We start from the raw sequence: 17,981 nt of genomic DNA, 5'->3' as shown, positions 1-17,981 counted from the left end.
AAAAACATTCAAATATTTATCTTTGCATAAATATTTGAACACAAATGAAACTCTTACTAATTACATTATTTCTTTTAGGTATTGGTGTTGCAGGAATTGCAATTAAAATTTGGGCTAAAAAGGACGGTAAATTTGCTGGTACTTGCGCGAGTCAAAATCCTATGATCAATACAAAAGGTGAGTCTTGTGGTTTCTGCGGAAAAACGCCTGACCAATTTGAAAACTGTGACGAACCTCAACACTCGTCATAATTAATGTTCATTTTTGAGATTCTCTTCTATATTTTTATTGTTATTGTTGCCATTCAAGTTATTTTCTATGGTTTTATCTTCGGAAAATTTGCAACACTAAAACAAAAAAAAGTATCTATTTCCAATCAACCTGTATCTGTCATTATATGTGCAAAAAATGAGGCAGAAAATTTAAAAAAAAATCTACCTTTTATAATATCTCAATCTTATCCAGCTTTTGAAGTTGTTTTGATAAACGATAACTCTTCGGATAAAACTTTGAAAGTCATGGAAGCTTTCAAAAAAGACAATGAAAATATAAAAATTGTAAATATCCAACCCATAGAAAAATTTTGGGGTAACAAAAAGTATGCATTAACATTAGGCATTAAAGCAGCAAAATACAATACATTATTATTTACTGATGCAGATTGCAAACCAGTGTCTAAACATTGGATAAGTGAAATGAGTGCAAGATTTGACTCAGATAAATCACTTGTTCTAGGTTATAGTCCTTATCAAAAAATTAAAGGGTCATTCTTAAATCTCCTCATTAGGTTTGAAACCTTTATGACTGCGGTACAGTATTTTTCATATACAACTATTGGATTACCCTATATGGGTGTTGGTAGAAATCTAGCATATAGAAAAGAACTTTTTTTTGAAGCTAACGGTTTTATGAGCCATATGAATGTAAAATCTGGAGATGATGATTTGTTCGTAAATCAAATAGCAACTTCAAAAAATACAGCAATATGTATTTCAAAAGGTAGTTTTACTGCGTCGATTCCGAAGAAAACATTTAAATCTTGGATTCTACAAAAGAGAAGACATGTAAGTACGGCATCTCATTACAAACTCAAACATAAAATCTTACTTACCATATTTTATATATCACAATTTCTATTTTGGGCCTTGGCAATAGCTTTATTAATTTTCTTGTACCAATGGCAATTCGTTTTAGGTTTAGTAGTGTTGCGGTTTATCATTCAATATACAACGCTATATTCAGCATCTGCTAAGCTTAACGAAAAAAGCTTAATCATTTACACTCCAATCTTAGAATTATTCTTAATTATCATTCAATTCTTTATATTTATAAAAAATCTCACATCAAAACCAAACCATTGGAAGTAAAAGACGCGATAGAAAAAGCTAAACAAAATGATCAAATTGCTTTTAATTTTCTATTAGATAAGTTTTGGAATACTGTTTATGGGTTTCAACTTAAACGAACCCAAAACGAAAATGATGCTGAAGATATTACCATTCAAACCTTTTCTAAGGCTTTTGACAAAATAGAAACCTATAATAACAAATATGAATTTTCAACATGGCTAGTTACTATTTCTAAAAATATTCATATTGATTTAGTACGTCAACAGAAATCGACTATTACCAGTCAGTCTAATTCTGATAAAGACGATGAATATTTTACTATAATAGATGAGTCGCCTACTCCTGAAGATAAAATCATTACAGAACAAAATTTAGCAAAACTACTTAGAGATATCAAAAAACTGAAACCTCATTACCAAGAAGTTATCAATCTTAGATACTTTCAAGAATTGAGTTACAAAGAAATCTCTGAGCATCTAGGTGAGCCTATGAACAATGTGAAGGTCAAACTTTTACGTGCAAAAAAATTATTAGCAGAGATTATTAAGAAAGATTAATGAATTTTAGCCTTAAAAAAATAGGTCCAGGTTTATTATTTGCAGGTGCTGCTATTGGTGTTTCACACCTCGTTCAATCTACAAGAGCTGGTGCTGATTTTGGTTTTGGACTCATTTGGGCTTTGCTACTCGTAAACATTTTTAAATACCCTTTTTTTCAGTTTGGACCTCGTTACGCAATGGCAACTGGTGAAACACTTTTAGATGGTTACAAAAGATTAGGTAAAGGGGTTTTAGTATCTTATTTCATATTGACTTCTGCAACAATGTTTACCATCCAAACAGCAGTTACAATAGTTACAGCCGGTTTGGCTAAATCTATTTTTGACAGTTATTTTTCTATTTCTATTGAATTATGGACAGTCATTATTTTAACCATATGTTTTTGCATACTTATCATTGGTAAGTATACTTTTTTAGATAAACTAATGAAGTTTATTATCATCACATTAACTATTAGCACTGTAGTTGCTGTTGGTTTTGCTTTTCAAGGACCTATGCAAGCACCATCATTGACTCAGGTATTTCCAAACGTATTAGAATTCGGGTTTCTTATAGCTTTTATGGGTTGGATGCCAGCACCTTTAGACATTTCAGTTTGGCACTCCATTTGGGCTATAGAAAAGCAAAAAACTGAAAAAGACTACAATGTAAATTCTACATTGTTTGATTTCAACGTTGGCTATTTTACCACTATCATTTTAGGCTTAGGTTTTTTATCATTAGGAGCTCTAGTGATGTTTAAAAGTGGAGAAATATTTAGTAGTAAAGCAGGTGAGTTTTCTAATCAGTTAATTTCTATGTATACCAAAAGTTTAGGTAGTTGGTCATATATTCTAATTGCTATTGCTGCTTTCACAACCATGTTTAGTACAACACTTACAACTCTAGATGCATCTCCAAGAGCTTTAGCTAAAACGACAGAACTACTTTTTGGTAACATTTTAAAGAGACCATATTTACTATGGATTCTGATCTTAATTTTAGGGACTGTCCTAATTTTCTTTTACTTCCAGTCTGATATGATTTTACTCATTAAAATTGCTACAGTATTATCCTTTTTAACTGCGCCTTTTTATGCCATAATTAATTATAGATTGATTAGTAGTCATCATACACCTAAAAAATGGCAACCAAGTACTATGCTTCATATAATGAGCTGGTTAGGGATTCTTTTTCTAATAGGTTTTAGCATCTGGTATCTCACGATATTATAAGCATAAAATTAATTTTATACTTCGTATCTTTGTCAACTATAAAATATGTAGATGGATACAAAAATTGCATCAAAACCCGTTGTTACTCGCCAGCCAAAACCAAAATGGCTACGTGTTAAATTACCAACTGGAAAAAAATACACAGAGTTAAGAGGACTTGTAGACAAGTACAAATTAAATACAATTTGCACATCTGGAAGTTGCCCTAATATGGGTGAATGTTGGGGAGAAGGCACAGCAACCTTTATGATATTAGGAAATGTATGTACACGTTCTTGCGGATTTTGTGGTGTTAAAACAGGACGTCCAGAAACTGTTGATTGGGCAGAACCAGAAAAAGTAGCTCGATCAATTAAAATTATGGGTATTAAACATGCTGTTTTAACTAGTGTAGATAGAGATGACCTTAAAGATATGGGAAGTATCATGTGGAGCGAAACTGTAAAAGCAGTGAGACGAATGAATCCTGAAACAACATTAGAAACCTTAATTCCAGACTTTCAAGGTATAGAACAACATATAGATAGAATTATTGATGTAGCACCAGAAGTCGTATCTCATAATATTGAAACCGTAAGACGATTAACTCGTGAGGTTCGTATTCAAGCAAAATATGATAAAAGTTTAGGTGTGCTTAAATATTTAAAGCAACAAGGTCAACGTAGAACTAAATCTGGTATTATGTTAGGTTTAGGTGAAACTCGCGAAGAAGTCATTGAAACACTTCATGATTTGAGAGCCAATGACGTTGATGTAGTTACTATTGGTCAATATTTACAACCTTCAAAAAAACATTTACCTGTAAAACTATTTATCCAACCAGATCAATTTGAAGAGTATAAAGAAATTGGTCTTAATTTAGGATTTAGACATGTAGAAAGTAGCGCTTTAGTAAGATCTTCTTATAAAGCTCAAAAACATATCAACTAATGATTCGTGTTGCAATTAATGGTTTTGGACGTATTGGACGTCGCGTTTTTAGATTAATCCAAGAGAGAGAAGACATGCAAGTTGTCGCCATTAATGATCTTGCAGATGCTAGAACACTTAGCCATTTGTTAAAATATGATAGCATCCATGGTGTTTCAAAACATATGATTTCTTCTTCGGAAGATGCCATCATCATAAACAGCAGATCCATCAAACTTCTAAATCATAACCATCCAAGCTTAATCGATTGGTCTCCATATGATGTCGATTTTGTAATTGAATCTACCGGAAAATTTAAAACTTCCGAAGAACTAAAACATCACATTACCAATGGAGCTAAAAGAGTCATTCTATCTGTTCCACCTATAGAAGATGATATTAAAACAGTTGTTATAGGCGTTAATGATAAAGATATTGATGGCACCGAATTAATAATCTCCAATGCATCGTGTACTACTAACAATGCAGCTCCAATGATTTCTGTTATAAAAGATTTGTGTGGAATAAAACAAGCCTATATAACTACCATTCATTCCTATACTACAGATCAAAGTTTACATGACCAACCTCATAAAGATTTACGTCGTGCTAGAGCTGCTGGACAATCTATAGTACCAACAACAACTGGTGCTGCAAAAGCACTGACTAAAATTTTTCCTGAATTATCTAATGTTATAGGTGGTTGTGGTATTAGAGTACCTGTTGCAAATGGTTCATTGACTGATATTACATTTAATGTTGAAAAAACAGTAACTATTGAAGATATCAACCAAGCTTTTCAAAAAGCAGCCAACACACATTTAAAACATATTCTTGAATATACCGAAGACCCAATTGTATCCATAGATATTGTTGGAAACACACATTCTTGCATCTTTGATTCTCAAATGACATCTGTCATTGGAAACATGGTCAAAATTGTTGGTTGGTATGATAATGAAACTGGCTATTCAAGTAGAATTTTGGATTTAATATGCAATTTATCGATGAAATAGTGTATTTTATCGAATAAATATTTATATTTGTCCAAATGAAAGTGGTCTAATATGTCCCAAACTAAATATTACATACTTGCTTTTTTCCTATTATTTACTTGTGCAATAGTTGCGCAAAATAATGATATTGAGGATATTGATGTCTTAAATCTTCGTGTTAAAAATATAATTACACAATCGGAATTTGATCTAAAAAGAGGCGATTTTTTTAATTCTAAAGAGAATCTTGAAAAGGCTTTAGAGCTAGCAATAAAAATTGAAGATAAAAAAAGTCAAGGTATTATCTTAGCTAAAATTGGTGAATTAGAATTTACAGTTAATGAGTTTGATAAATCATTAGCATCACTTATCAAAGCTGCTGAAATTCAAAGAGAAATAGAAGATATTGAAAATTTAGCTGTCACGTACAGTATAAAAGGTGCGCTTCATGCAGGAAAAGAAGAGTATAATGATGCCTTAGAATATTTGAACTCTGCAAAAACGTTATTTGAAGAAAAACGTTTAGAAGCTAAAATCCCAGAAGTCACCCTTAACCAAGGTAAAGTATATCTTAAATTAGAAGACTACAAGACTGCTAAATCTCTATTTGAAAAAACAATTGTTTTAGCTAAAAAGAATAATCAAACAAACATACTATCTAAAGCTTTAATCTATAATGGTAAAACGTTAGTTAAACTTGGTAATAATGAACAGGGAATTACATCTTCGCTTGAAGGTTTAAACGTTGCAAGATCAAACAATCAAATAAACAATATTGATGAAGCTTATATTAGTCTAAGTGATATTTATAAAAAAAATGGAGATTTTAAGCAAGCTCACGACTACCTTCAAAAGCATGCACAAATTTCAGATTCAATCCTAACTGTTGAGCGCGCAAATATTACTCCAACTGGACAAACAGATTATATTGAAGCTCATAATGCAGCCGAATTTCAGAAGCTAAAAAAACAAGTTGAAGATCAAGAATCTGAAAGTAATCTAGCCAAAATTACAACCATTCTTAGTATCGCTTTAATCACAATTTTATCACTGCTAACCTTAGCACTTTATAAAAACAATAATATTAGACTCAAATCTAATAATATGCTTCAAGAAAAGAATGATGATTTAATTGAAGCGATGAAAAGAGCAGAATTAGCATCAAAAACTAAAGCAAACTTTTTGTCGACTGTTACCCACGAGCTAAGAACACCTTTGTATGCTGTTACAGGTTTAACTAACATGTTACTAGAAGAAGAACCTAGTGAAAAGCAAATACCGCATTTAAAATCTTTGAAATTCTCTGGAGATTATTTATTGACTTTCATTAATGATATCCTCCAAATCAATAAAATTGAAGCTAATAAAGTAGAATTAGACCCAATACTTTTCAATCTTAAAACTAAGGTAGAAAATGTATGTTCTGCTTTAAATAATTCGGCATTAGATAATAATATCAAAATGCACTATAATTTTCAAACAGATTTACCACAAACCTTTGTTGGTGACAATCTTAAGATCTCTCAAATACTTATCAATTTAATAGGCAACTCTATTAAATTCACAAAAGATGGTGATATATGGGTTAGAGTGTATAGTATTGACCAAAAAGGAAACGATCACATGATTCGTTTTGAGATTGAAGATAATGGTATTGGTATTTCTAAAGAAAAGCAAGATAATATGTTTGAGAGCTTCTCCCAAGGCTCCATACAAATCAATAGAAAATATGGTGGTACAGGTTTAGGTCTGTCTATCGTTAAAGGTTTAATTGAAATTTTAAAAGGAAAAATCTACTTAAAAAGTGAACTCGGAAAAGGAACAACCTTCTTCTTCGAAATTCCATTAACCTACGCTCCAGAAACTGTTAAAATAGTAAAAGAAGATTACTCTAAAAACATTAGTAAATTGGACATAAGCAACATTAAAATCTTAATTGTCGAGGACAATAAGATTAACCAAATGATTACCAAAAAGATTCTTAATAAGATGAATTTACAATGCGAGGTTGTGGATAATGGTGAGGCAGCTGTAGAAAAAGTTAAACAAAATAATTACAATATTGTTTTGATGGATATTCACATGCCTGGAATTAGCGGACTAGAAGCCACAAAAATTATTAGAACTTTTGACAAAGAACTTACAATTTTTGCACTTACTGCTGTAACTCTAGAAGATAAAATGCATGAATTTGACGAAGCTGGATTTGATGATATTATATCAAAACCATTTAAGCAAGAAGACTTTGAGAAAAAATTGTACGAAGTATTATCTGCTAATCAAAACTCAACGGCTTCATATCAATAATCATAAATTATTTACATGTGATACTATTTGAGTATCAAACCCAACATGGTCATCAATTTTAAATGAAATTGGCACATACCATAACTGCTTAGATTGTGTTTTAAAACCTGCTTTTAATCTCACAAAATCCTTTTCTGTTGTTAAAACGATGTCCTTTTGTTTCAATAGTTCCATTTCCGAAGTAGAAAACTCATGATGATCTTTAAAATTTAAATGTTCAAAATCTATTGACTTCGACTTTAAATACTCTAAAAACGGCAACGGATTAGCAATACCAGTAACCACAGTTATTTTTTCACCTTCAAATTGTTTTAGTGTTGATGCTTCATTTAAACTGAAAACAGTTTCAGAATACGAAATCGAACTAAAATAAACCTCCTGCTCTTTCAAAGGTTGAAGCTTTTTCTTAATGATTTCTTTTTCCGAAGATGATAAACTCACTGGACATTTTGTGACCAATATAATTTGTGCACGTTTAGCGCCAGATCTAGGCTCTCTAAGATTTCCTGTAGGTAAAACGATATCATCACTATATAAATCGTTATAACTCGTCAACAGGATATTAAAACTCGCTTTTACTTTTCTATGCTGAAAAGCGTCGTCTAAAAGAATAACGTCTGGCTGTTTTAATTTCAAAAGCTGCTCAATCCCATGTTGTCTATTTGCATCAACACTTACCGTAACATCTTTAAATTTACTATAAAACTGAAACGGTTCATCTCCTATCGATGTTGCAGTAGCCTTCTCATTTGCAATAATAAATCCAGAAGTCTCTCGCTTATAACCACGACTTAATGTTGCAACTTCAAATTGCGTTTTCAACAAACATATCAAATACTCAATCGTAGGTGTTTTTCCTGTACCACCTGTACTTAAATTACCAACACAAATAACCGGAAGTGAATAAGATTTAGAAGATTTCCAACCCAAATCATAGCATTTATTTCGTAGCCAAGTCACGAAATAGTAAATAGGAACGATTGGAAAAAGTATTTTTCTGAGTAGCTTCATTAGAACGAAGTTAATGAACTCATTTATATTTTTTGAATTATGGTGAAAATTAGCATTTTTTTTACCAATTGAAAAAGTTTAAATGAGTTCAATCATTTATATTTGTTTTTAAACTCAACACAAAAAATCATATGGTAGTTCAAGATGTCATAAATCACTTAGAAGCTTTAGCGCCTTTATATTATGCCGAAGATTTTGATAACGTTGGATTGCTCGTTGGTGATATAAACACAACGGTTTCTGGTGTTTTAGTAACTCTAGACACTATAGAATCTGTCGTAGATGAAGCCATTGAGAAAAATTGCAACCTTATCGTAAGTTTTCATCCTATCATTTTTAAAGGTTTAAAATCGCTTACTGGAAAAGATTATGTGGAGAGAACCGTTTTAAAAGCCATAAAAAACGATATAGCAATTTATGCTATTCACACGGCTTTAGACAATGCAATTAAAGGTGTAAACGATATTATTTGCAACACACTTGGTTTAGAAAACAAGAAAATACTAATTCCGCAAAAAGGCACTATAAAAAAATTAACGACTTATGTTCCCCTCGGAAATGCAAACACTCTAAGATCTCAACTTTTTAAAGCTGGTGCTGGCAACATTGGCAATTATGACAACTGTAGTTTTAATACAGAAGGTGTTGGAACATACAGAGGAAATGAAAATTCTAATCCAACCCTTGGCAAAAAAGGAGAGCTACATGAAGAGAAAGAGATTCAAATCTCTGTAACTTTTAATACACATATTGAGTCAAAATTACTCAAAACACTTTTTGAACATCATCCTTATGAAGAAGTAGCTTTTGAAGTCACTACACTAGATAATTATAATCAAAATATAGGCATGGGAATGGTTGGAGAACTTAAGAATGCTCAAGACACGGTGAAATTCTTAGCATTTGTAAAAGAAAAAATGAATGTACCCTTTATTAAACATTCCGAAATTTCAAAAAATAAAATAAAAAAAGTTGCAGTTCTTGGAGGCTCTGGAAGTTTTGCTATTTCTGCTGCCAAACGAGCAGGAGCAGATGTTTTTATAACTGCCGACTTAAAATATCATGATTTCTTTTCCGCAGAAAAAGAGATAATTCTGGCAGATATAGGACATTATGAAAGTGAACAGTTCACAAAAAACTTTTTAGTTGAGTATCTCTCAAAAAAAATCACTAATTTTGCAGTCGTTTTATCAACGACGAATTCAAATCCGGTAAAGTATTTATAATTATGGCAAAAAAAGCTGAAGCATCTGTAGAAGATAGATTAAGAGCATTGTATGATTTACAATTAATCGACTCAAGAGTGGATGAAATAAGAAACGTTAGAGGAGAACTTCCTTTGGAGGTTCAAGATTTAGAAGATGAAGTTGAAGGTTTAAATACAAGACTTGAAAAACTATCTGTAAACCTTGATTTAATTGATGATCAAATTAAATCAAAAAAGAACTTAATGGAAGAAGCGAAAGCTTTAATTAAGAAATATAGTGAGCAACAAAAAAATGTTAGAAATAACAGAGAATTTAACTCTTTAACTAAAGAAGTTGAATTTCAAGAATTAGAAATTCAATTGGCTGAAAAGCATATTAAAGAATTTAAAGTTCAAATTGATCAGAAAAAAGTTGTTATCGATGAGACTAAAGGTCGTCTTAAAGATCGTAAAACACACTTAAAGCACAAGCGTAGTGAGTTAGATGCTATCTTAGCTGAAACGCAAAAAGAAGAAGAAGCATTATTAAAGAAATCTGAAGATTTTCAAAAGAAATTAGATGACCGTTTAGTAAAAGCTTACTTACGAATTAGAAATAATGTAAAAAACGGATTAGCTGTTGTACCAATTGAAAGAGGTGCAGCTGGTGGTTCTTTCTTTACAATTCCACCACAAGTTCAAGTAGAAATTGGTTCTCGTAAAAAAGTCATTACAGATGAACATAGTGGAAGAATTCTTGTTGATGCTCAATTAGCAGAAGAAGAAAGAACTAAAATGGAAAAAATGTTTGCAAAACTGTAAGACATTAAAACATATTTCTTAAAAGCCTTTATCTCATTGATAAAGGCTTTTTTATTTTAGTAAAACTTTCACATTTTAATTTTTAAGGTTTATTAGTTTTAAACGACTATTTGAAAAAGAAAAACAATCTATGAAAAATATAATACCCACTTTAGCCATTGCACTTTTATTTAGTTGTCAAAATAATGCCCAAACTAATGACAAACAACAAGCTGTCATTAATGCAGACCCAATAGAAGTCCCTATAAAAAACGGAAAAGCTAAAGCCTACTTTGCAAGTGGTTGTTTTTGGTGTGTAGAAGCTGTTTTTGAAAGCGTTAAAGGTGTTGACGAATCTATAAGTGGTTATGCAGGCGGACATACAAAAAACCCAACTTATGAAACTAACAGTTATGGTCGCATAAAAGACCATGCAGAAGCTGTAGAAATCATATACGATCCTAAAGTAGTAAGTTTTGAAACATTGGTTGATGTATATTTTGCATCACAAAACCCAACACAAGTCAATGGTCAAGGTCCTGATAAAGGGTACCAATATCGTTCAATCATTTTTTATCAAAATGACGCTCAGAAAAAAATCATTGAAGAAAAAAAGGCTGCTCTAACTAAACAATTAAATGCCACTATAGCTGCAGAGGTATATCCTTTTCAAAAATTCTGGGTTGGAGAAGATTATCACCAAAACTATGAACGCCTTCATCCAAACCAAAGCTATATTAGAAATGTTTCTATCCCAAGATTAAATAGGTTTAAAGCAAAAATGCCAGAAGTACTTAAAAATAATCATTAAAGCTTAGTTGCCTTAATTTCAAAAATCAAAGGATATAATTTATCTTTAGTAACATAATTGCCAGATGTAGTTTCTACTAGATTTGGTAATACGTTATAAGGACTTTCGTCATATTCATTTAAATAGTCTATTTGTAATCCGGCTTCAACGAGTGCATTGATGACTTCACTCAAACCGTGATTCCAGCCATATTCTTTAGTTATCATTTTTGAGTTTTGGTCTGCATAAGTACCTTCATATTCTTCATAAATAGCGTCATCTTGCATGTAACCGTATCTCATAATAGGTGTATCGTCTAGGTAATCAAACATCCAAACTATAGGATGAAACTCTGCCATATAAAACGTACCTCCTTTTTTTAAACGTTCTGAAATCATTTTTCCCCAAGGTTTTAAATCAGGTAACCAACCAATCACACCATAACTTGTAAAAACAATATCAAAAGTATCTTTTACATGTTGCGAAGTATCAAGCACATTGCAACGAATAAAATCGGCATCTAAATTCAACTCTTCATTTAAAGACTTGGCTAAAGCAATCCCTTCATCACTCAAATCCACTCCAACACACTGTGCTCCCATTCTGCTCCAACTCAATGTATCCTGACCAAAATGACATTGTAAATGTAACAAAGATTTCCCTTTCACATCGCCAAGTGCTTTGAGTTCATATGACATTAACGATGATTTTCCATTTTTAAATTCTTCTAAATCATACATCTCACTTTTAGAGTGAACTTTCACTTTTTCATTCCAAGTTTCTCTATTAACTTCAAAATAATCTTTGCTCATAACTTTATATTTAAAACTCTAAAGTAATAATATCTTCGGAAACATGAAGACTTTCATACCTTTGCAAAAAAAACAAATGACACGATTACTAACTACCATTTGCTTCATTACACTTTTGGTATCTTGCAAATCTGATTCTAAAGACCAGAATAATGTAACAAATCCAATTTCCGAAGAGAAAAATAACACATCCCAAGAAGAAGAAAAATTGACTGTTGCCCAAGAAATTGGTTTTGCATACGGACTAGAAAACTGGGTTGAAGTAACGCAAGTTGATTTCACTTTCAATGTCGATAATGATGGGAAACATTTTGAACGTTCATGGAGTTGGAATCCAAAAACCGACGATGTAAAATTAACTTCAGGCAAAGACATTATTACATATAATAGAAAATCTTTGGATAGTGTATCATTACAAGCAGATAAAAGCTTCATCAACGATAAATTCTGGCTTTTGGCACCTTATCAAATTGTTTGGGATGAAGGGACAACAATTTCTGAGTTAACAAAAGAAATCGCACCTATAAGCAAAACTGAACTCAACAAAATCACCGTATTATACGCTAATGAAGGTGGCTACACACCAGGTGATGCATACGATTTTTATTTTGACAAAAGACACGAAGTAAAAGAATGGATCTTTAGAAAAGGAAACTCAAAAGAACCTACTATGATTACTACTTTTGAAAACTATGCCCATTTTAACGGAATCAAAATTGCAAAAGATCACATCAAACCACAAGGCAACTGGAAACTCTATTTTACTAATATCACTGTAAAATAAGCAACGCTTAAAAAAGTATTAAAATTGGCCGTTTTTTGTAATTAAAACATCCAAATATAGACTTACAGACGTATATATGATATAAAGAATATTCCGCATTATGCGTCTATATATATTCAAAGCGCTTCATCTACTTAGTTGAAGCGCTTTATTTTTTTTGTGAAACTCTTTTTAATCTTTATTAAAAAGTTTAGTTAAGCTTATCACGTTGAAGAACGGGATCTTATTTTTTTATAGATTTAAGCAACTGGTTTATTCAAATAAAAATACACTTTCATCACTTTAATTCCTCATTAATAATCCTTATTTTTATACACATATTCTAAAATCATAAGACATTGTCCAACTATAAATTAGGTCAAGAATTTGCACAACAATTAGACCAAAATGATGAGCTTTCAGTATACAGAACCCAGTTTCATATGCCAAAAGACGCAAACGGAAACGAACTCATCTACATGACAGGAAACTCTTTAGGTCTCCAGCCAAAAATCACAAAAGACTACATAAATCAAGAATTAGAAGATTGGGCAAATCTTGGTGTAGATGGTCATACACATGGTAAAAACCCATGGTTACATTATCACGAATTTCTCACCAAAAACATGGCTAATATTGTTGGTGCTAAACCAATAGAAGTTGTTGTGATGAATTCCCTCACAGCAAATCTTCATTTTATGATGGTGAGCTTTTACAAACCAACACCTAAGCGCTATAAAATTTTAATAGAAGCAGATGCTTTTCCTAGTGATAAATATGCTGTAGAATCGCAATTGCGTCATCATGGTTATGACGATAAAGAAGGTTTAATTCTTTGGAAAGCTCGCGAAGGCGAAGAATTAGCGAACTACGAAGATTTAGAAAACATCTTACAAGAACATGGTGACGAGATTGCTCTTGTCATGATTGGTGGTGTTAATTATTACACAGGTCAGTTTTTTGATTTAAAACGGATTGCAACACTTGGTCACAAACATGGTTGTGTTGTAGGTTTTGATTGTGCACATGGCGCAGGAAATGTAAAACTAAACCTTCACGATAGTGGAGCAGATTTTGCAGTTTGGTGCAGTTACAAATATTTAAACTCTGGACCAGGAAGTTTATCTGGCGCATTTGTTCATGAACGTCATGCACACAATAAATATCTAAACCGTTTTACGGGTTGGTGGTCACACAATAAGCAAACACGTTTTAGAATGCGTGATGATTTTGATCAATTACCAGGAGCAGAAGGTTGGCAACTTAGTAATCCGCCAATATTATCTATGGCAGCAATAAGAGCATCATTAGATGTCTTTGAAAAAGCCGGATTTGATAAACTTTGCGAAAAATCGAAACAACTAACTGGTTACTTTGAGTTTTTAATAAACGAATTAAACAACTCAGATATAAAAATCATAACACCTAGCAATCCAAAAGAACGTGGATGCCAACTCTCTATACAAGTTCAAAATGCAGATAAAAGCCTACATGACAAACTTACAGAAGCAGGAATTATAACAGATTGGAGAGAACCTGACGTCATTAGATGCGCTCCTGTCCCACTCTATAATTCATTTATGGATGTGTATGAATTTGTAGAACGATTGAAGAAGGTATTAGCAGTAAGCAGAAAATAAAAATCACATTGGGAACAACAAAAAAATCGAAAGAGTTCATCTCCCAAATCAATTCGGAGAATTGAAAACAGGTAAAACCACCTCGTCTTCATTCTAATAAGTGAGAATGAATCCACTCCTCCTTGATACTGAAACAAGTTCAGCACAACAGGAGGTGAATTAAAAATATCGCAATGACAAATAACATATGAGTAACAAAAAACAAAACATACTAATAATAGGTGCAGGACTCTGCGGAAGCCTCCTCGCATTACGACTAGGCCAAAGAGGTTACAACGTCACAGTGTATGAAATGCGTCCTGATTTACGTAAAACGGATATTTCCGCAGGAAGATCAATAAACTTAGCATTTTCAGATCGTGGAAATAAAGCGATCAAACTCGTTGGTTTAGAACAAAAAGTCAATGAACTTTGTATTCCTATGAATGGGAGAATGCTTCACGATAGAGAAGGCAATACGTTTTTATCAAATTATAGTGGTCGCGATTACGAGTATATCAATTCAATTTCTAGAGGCGAACTCAATAGCCTACTTTTAACCGAAGCCGAAAAACATGATAATGTTACGATCTATTTTAATAAAAAATGTAAGTCGGTAGATTTTGAAAACACTACAGCGCTTTTTCAAGATTATTCAACAAAAGATGAATTTGTAGAAGATGCAGATTGTATCATCGCAACAGATGGTGCAGGCTCTGCATTGCGTAAAAGTTATTACTTAGGTAAGAAATTCTTATTTAGTTTTTCTCAAGAATATTTAACTCATGGTTATAAGGAACTTTCTATTTTACCTTCGGAAACTGGAGACTACAAAACCTATAAAAATGCATTGCACATTTGGCCAAGAGGAGACTTTATGGTCATTGCGCTTCCAAATTTAGATGGCAGTTTTACAGTCACCTTATTTTTAAGTTATGAGGAAGGCGAATACAATTTCAACAACCTTACAACTCCAGAAATTGTAACCGAATTTTTCCAGAAGGAATTTCCTGATGCTTTAGAGTTGATGCCTAATTTAGTTGAAGACTTTTTTGAAAACCCAACAGCTCCCTTAGGCACAGTAAAATGTTCACCTTGGCATTATAAGGGAAACACCTTGTTGATGGGAGATTCTGCGCATGCAATTGTGCCATTTTACGGACAAGGGATGAACGCATCCTTTGAAGATGTTGTAGAGTTTGATCAGGTTCTAGATTCGCATAAAGATGCCGATTGGGAAACCATTTTTACAGCATACGAAAAAACGAGAAAAAAAGACACAGACGCTATAGCAGATTTAGCGATAGATAATTTTCATGAAATGAAAGACCATGTTGGTCAAGCCATTTTTCAAGAAAAACGAAAAATTGAAATGGCTTTAGAAAAGGAATTTCCTGAAGACTACTCCTCAAAATATAGTTTAGTTACCTTTAATGAAGACATAGGTTACAGAGAAGCGATGTTAAGAGGTAGAGCACAAGATAAAGCCATATTAAACATGTTAGCAGATGGAGTGATTTCTACTGAAGATGATATAAAAGATATTTTAGACAAAGTAAAAACAGAAACCGAAGCTATTTTAGAAGACGATAAAATTGCAGGACTGCGTTAATTTGTCATTCCTACTTTAACAGGAATAACAGAAAAATTAATTTATGAGATCCTGAATCAAGTTCAGGATGACAAAAAATAAAAAAATAATGAACGAAGGAACTAAAGTAACACCAAGAGGAGCCTATCCACACGTTAAACAAGTTGGCGATTTCATTTTCGTTTCAGGCACAAGTTCTCGTAGAGCAGACAACACCATTGCAGGTGTTGACATCATTGACGAGATGGGTACAAAACGTCTTGATGCTGAAGTACAAACTCGAGAAGTCTTAAAAAATATTGATACCAATCTTAAAAAAGTTGGAGCAAGCATAAAAGACGTCGTAGATGTGACTTCTTTTTTAGTAAACATGAATGATTTTGCAGGTTACAATAAAGCATATGCTGAGTTTTTTGATAAAGCAACAGGACCTACAAGAACAACAGTAGCAGTGCACCAATTACCACATCCAGATTTAGTGGTTGAGATTAAAGTGATGGCTTATAAGAAACAAAATAATTGATTAAATTTTTCAGACATATTCGCAAATCACTACTTTCTGAAAACAAATTCAGTAAATACCTACTTTATGCTATTGGAGAAATTATTCTTGTGTTTATTGGGATTGCAATGGCATTGCAGTTTAATAACTGGAATGAAACTAAAAAAATAAAAGAAAAAGAGCAACAAATTTTAACAGAGATAATTTCAGATTTAGAGTACACTTTAGAAGATTTAGATAGAGTCGTTAATACAAGAACAAACAATTTAAAAAGAACAATTAATTCTATTCAAACATTAATTAACGTTTTAGAAACAGATAAACCTTATCATGATTCTCTAGCATATCATTTTAGAGCTTCAAACGCATACGATGAGATTGATTTTAAAACCAGTGGTTATCAGTCGTTAGTTTCAATAGGCACAGACCTTATTGAAGACCCAGAACTTCGTTCAGCAATTGGAAAATTTCATACCTCATCTATAAACGACACTAAAGGTGGTTTTCAAGAAATTCATTTAGATTTCTACAGCTATATGTTAGACTATTACAGAAAAAAATTTACGTCAGTTTTTGATGAAAATTCTGTAGACAAATTAGTGCCCAATGATTTTGAAGCTTTAAAAAAAGACAAAGAATACATACAATCATTAAAAACCTTTTTGGGAGTAAACTTGCCTTATCTAGAAACCCTAAATAGGGTTACCACTGAAGCAAAGCAATTAAAAAAAGACATAGAAAATTATTTACCAAAGTGAATATAAAAAACTGCATCAATAGAATTTCACTCAACTCTTTAAACAATGATTAAATTTTTTAGACATGTTCGTAAATCTTTAATCGAAGACAACAAAATGAGCAAATACTTTAAATACGCTATTGGAGAAATCATTCTTGTCATTATTGGAATTCTGATGGCACTTCAAATCAATAACTGGAACGAAAATAGAAAAACCAAGCTCGATTTACACAACTCAATTTATGCAATGGTGAATGAACTGAATGAAAATATTCAATTTATGACCACAGAAAAAAACAATTTCCAAAATCGCGTAGATGGACTACAGAGAATTTTAGGTAATTCTGAAAGTGAAAATGATCTAAAATTTATGCTCAACTATTTTGCTCTAGATCTGAACTCCAAATCGTTTTCGAAAGTTTTTGAATTAATAAAAGAAAACAAACAGCTACAGTTTATTGACAATAAAGACTTGATTAAAAAAATAAATCAGTTTTACGAATACACATTACCAGACATGGAAGAATATACAAGTTGGCATGATGGCTTTGTAAGCAATAATATTGATCCTTACATATTAGAAAATATCCCTATTAAAAAAAATGGTGTTGAGCCTAGTATAGCAAAACGTCTATTAACAGAAGTAAAATTTAAAAATATTTTGTCCTACCAAAAGATATTTTATCAAGATTATATAGACTTCAATACAAGCAACATCAATGAAGCTGAGATATTAAAAAATGCAATTGAGTCTTATTTAGAAGAAATAAATTATGATCAAACTCAGTAAACATTAAATTAAAAATTACATCAAATAACCTTTAACTTGTCGT

General features: G+C 32.0%; 18 protein-coding genes. 16 read left to right on the top strand and 2 right to left on the bottom strand.

All coding sequences use genetic code 11. The annotated features are described in order from the left end of the window. Positions 1–44 precede the first annotated feature (44 nt). Genes WNY78_RS03275 through WNY78_RS03245 form a run of 7 tightly spaced genes read left to right on the top strand, consistent with a single transcriptional unit; the run spans position 45 to position 7,334 of the window. A complete protein-coding gene (locus WNY78_RS03275) occupies positions 45–251 on the top strand; it encodes a membrane or secreted protein (protein ID WP_342871747.1) in 207 nt (68 codons plus the stop codon). A gap of 3 nt (positions 252–254) precedes the next feature. Next, entirely contained in the window at positions 255–1,367 is a 1,113-nt protein-coding gene (locus WNY78_RS03270; RefSeq protein ID WP_342871746.1) for a glycosyltransferase, read from the top strand. Next, entirely contained in the window at positions 1,358–1,906 is a 549-nt protein-coding gene (locus tag WNY78_RS03265; protein ID WP_342871745.1) for a sigma-70 family RNA polymerase sigma factor, read from the top strand. Before WNY78_RS03270 ends, WNY78_RS03265 begins: the two co-directional genes overlap by 10 nt. Continuing rightward, positions 1,906–3,123, top strand: a complete 1,218-nt coding sequence (locus tag WNY78_RS03260; RefSeq protein ID WP_342871744.1) for an Nramp family divalent metal transporter — start codon at positions 1,906–1,908, stop codon at positions 3,121–3,123. Before WNY78_RS03265 ends, WNY78_RS03260 begins: the two co-directional genes overlap by 1 nt. Positions 3,124–3,174: 51 nt before the next feature. Then, positions 3,175–4,053 (top strand): lipoyl synthase, encoded by an 879-nt coding sequence (lipA, locus tag WNY78_RS03255; protein WP_342871743.1) that lies wholly within the window; start codon positions 3,175–3,177, stop codon positions 4,051–4,053. Then, positions 4,053–5,048, top strand: a complete 996-nt coding sequence (gene gap / locus WNY78_RS03250; protein ID WP_342871742.1) for a type I glyceraldehyde-3-phosphate dehydrogenase — start codon at positions 4,053–4,055, stop codon at positions 5,046–5,048. The genes lipA and gap overlap by 1 nt, the downstream gene beginning before the upstream one ends. Positions 5,049–5,099: 51 nt before the next feature. Further along, the gene (locus WNY78_RS03245) at positions 5,100–7,334 is read left to right on the top strand and encodes an ATP-binding protein (protein WP_342871741.1); all 2,235 of its coding nucleotides are present in this window, start codon (positions 5,100–5,102) and stop codon (positions 7,332–7,334) included. On the opposite strand, the gene lpxK is transcribed toward WNY78_RS03245, so the two are convergent. Then, positions 7,335–8,345, bottom strand: coding sequence for a tetraacyldisaccharide 4'-kinase (lpxK, locus tag WNY78_RS03240; protein ID WP_342871740.1), 1,011 nt, complete (start codon positions 8,343–8,345; stop codon positions 7,335–7,337). 131 nt (positions 8,346–8,476) lie between these two features. Between lpxK and WNY78_RS03235 the strand changes: the two genes are divergently transcribed. The 3 genes from WNY78_RS03235 to msrA all read left to right on the top strand — a co-directional run bounded on the left by WNY78_RS03235 (position 8,477) and on the right by msrA (position 11,143). Then, positions 8,477–9,571 carry a Nif3-like dinuclear metal center hexameric protein gene (locus WNY78_RS03235; protein WP_342871739.1) on the top strand — a complete coding sequence of 365 codons (1,095 nt, stop codon included), beginning with the start codon at positions 8,477–8,479 and terminating at the stop codon, positions 9,569–9,571. A gap of 2 nt (positions 9,572–9,573) precedes the next feature. Then, a complete protein-coding gene (locus WNY78_RS03230; RefSeq protein ID WP_342871738.1) occupies positions 9,574–10,353 on the top strand; it encodes a hypothetical protein in 780 nt (259 codons plus the stop codon). A gap of 130 nt (positions 10,354–10,483) precedes the next feature. Then, entirely contained in the window at positions 10,484–11,143 is a 660-nt protein-coding gene (msrA, locus tag WNY78_RS03225; protein WP_342871737.1) for a peptide-methionine (S)-S-oxide reductase MsrA, read from the top strand. Here the strand turns inward: msrA and WNY78_RS03220 are convergent. After that, entirely contained in the window at positions 11,140–11,934 is a 795-nt protein-coding gene (locus WNY78_RS03220; protein ID WP_342871736.1) for a class I SAM-dependent methyltransferase, read from the bottom strand. The genes msrA and WNY78_RS03220 overlap by 4 nt on opposite strands. A gap of 76 nt (positions 11,935–12,010) precedes the next feature. Between WNY78_RS03220 and WNY78_RS03215 the strand changes: the two genes are divergently transcribed. The 6 genes from WNY78_RS03215 to WNY78_RS03190 all read left to right on the top strand — a co-directional run bounded on the left by WNY78_RS03215 (position 12,011) and on the right by WNY78_RS03190 (position 17,938). Then, on the top strand, positions 12,011–12,718 hold the full coding sequence (locus tag WNY78_RS03215) for a hypothetical protein (protein WP_342871735.1): 708 nt from the start codon (positions 12,011–12,013) through the stop codon (positions 12,716–12,718). Between the two features lie 338 nt (positions 12,719–13,056). Beyond that, positions 13,057–14,337, top strand: coding sequence for a kynureninase (gene kynU / locus WNY78_RS03210; protein WP_342871734.1), 1,281 nt, complete (start codon positions 13,057–13,059; stop codon positions 14,335–14,337). Positions 14,338–14,524: 187 nt separating this feature from the next. Next, positions 14,525–15,928: an NAD(P)/FAD-dependent oxidoreductase gene (locus tag WNY78_RS03205; protein WP_342871733.1), complete on the top strand. Its 1,404-nt coding sequence runs from the start codon at positions 14,525–14,527 to the stop codon at positions 15,926–15,928. An 88-nt stretch (positions 15,929–16,016) separates the two neighbouring features. Next, complete coding sequence (locus WNY78_RS03200; protein ID WP_342871810.1) at positions 16,017–16,430, top strand: RidA family protein; 414 nt, start codon at positions 16,017–16,019, stop codon at positions 16,428–16,430. Beyond that, on the top strand, positions 16,427–17,167 hold the full coding sequence (locus WNY78_RS03195; protein WP_342871732.1) for a DUF6090 family protein: 741 nt from the start codon (positions 16,427–16,429) through the stop codon (positions 17,165–17,167). Before WNY78_RS03200 ends, WNY78_RS03195 begins: the two co-directional genes overlap by 4 nt. Positions 17,168–17,212: 45 nt before the next feature. Next, on the top strand, positions 17,213–17,938 hold the full coding sequence (locus WNY78_RS03190; RefSeq protein ID WP_342871731.1) for a hypothetical protein: 726 nt from the start codon (positions 17,213–17,215) through the stop codon (positions 17,936–17,938). Positions 17,939–17,981 lie beyond the last annotated feature (43 nt).

Origin of the sequence: Psychroserpens sp. AS72 (genome assembly GCF_038900375.1) — a bacterium.
Taxonomy (GTDB): Bacteria; Bacteroidota; Bacteroidia; order Flavobacteriales; family Flavobacteriaceae; genus Psychroserpens.
This window is presented reverse-complemented; position numbering and strand designations above follow the sequence as displayed.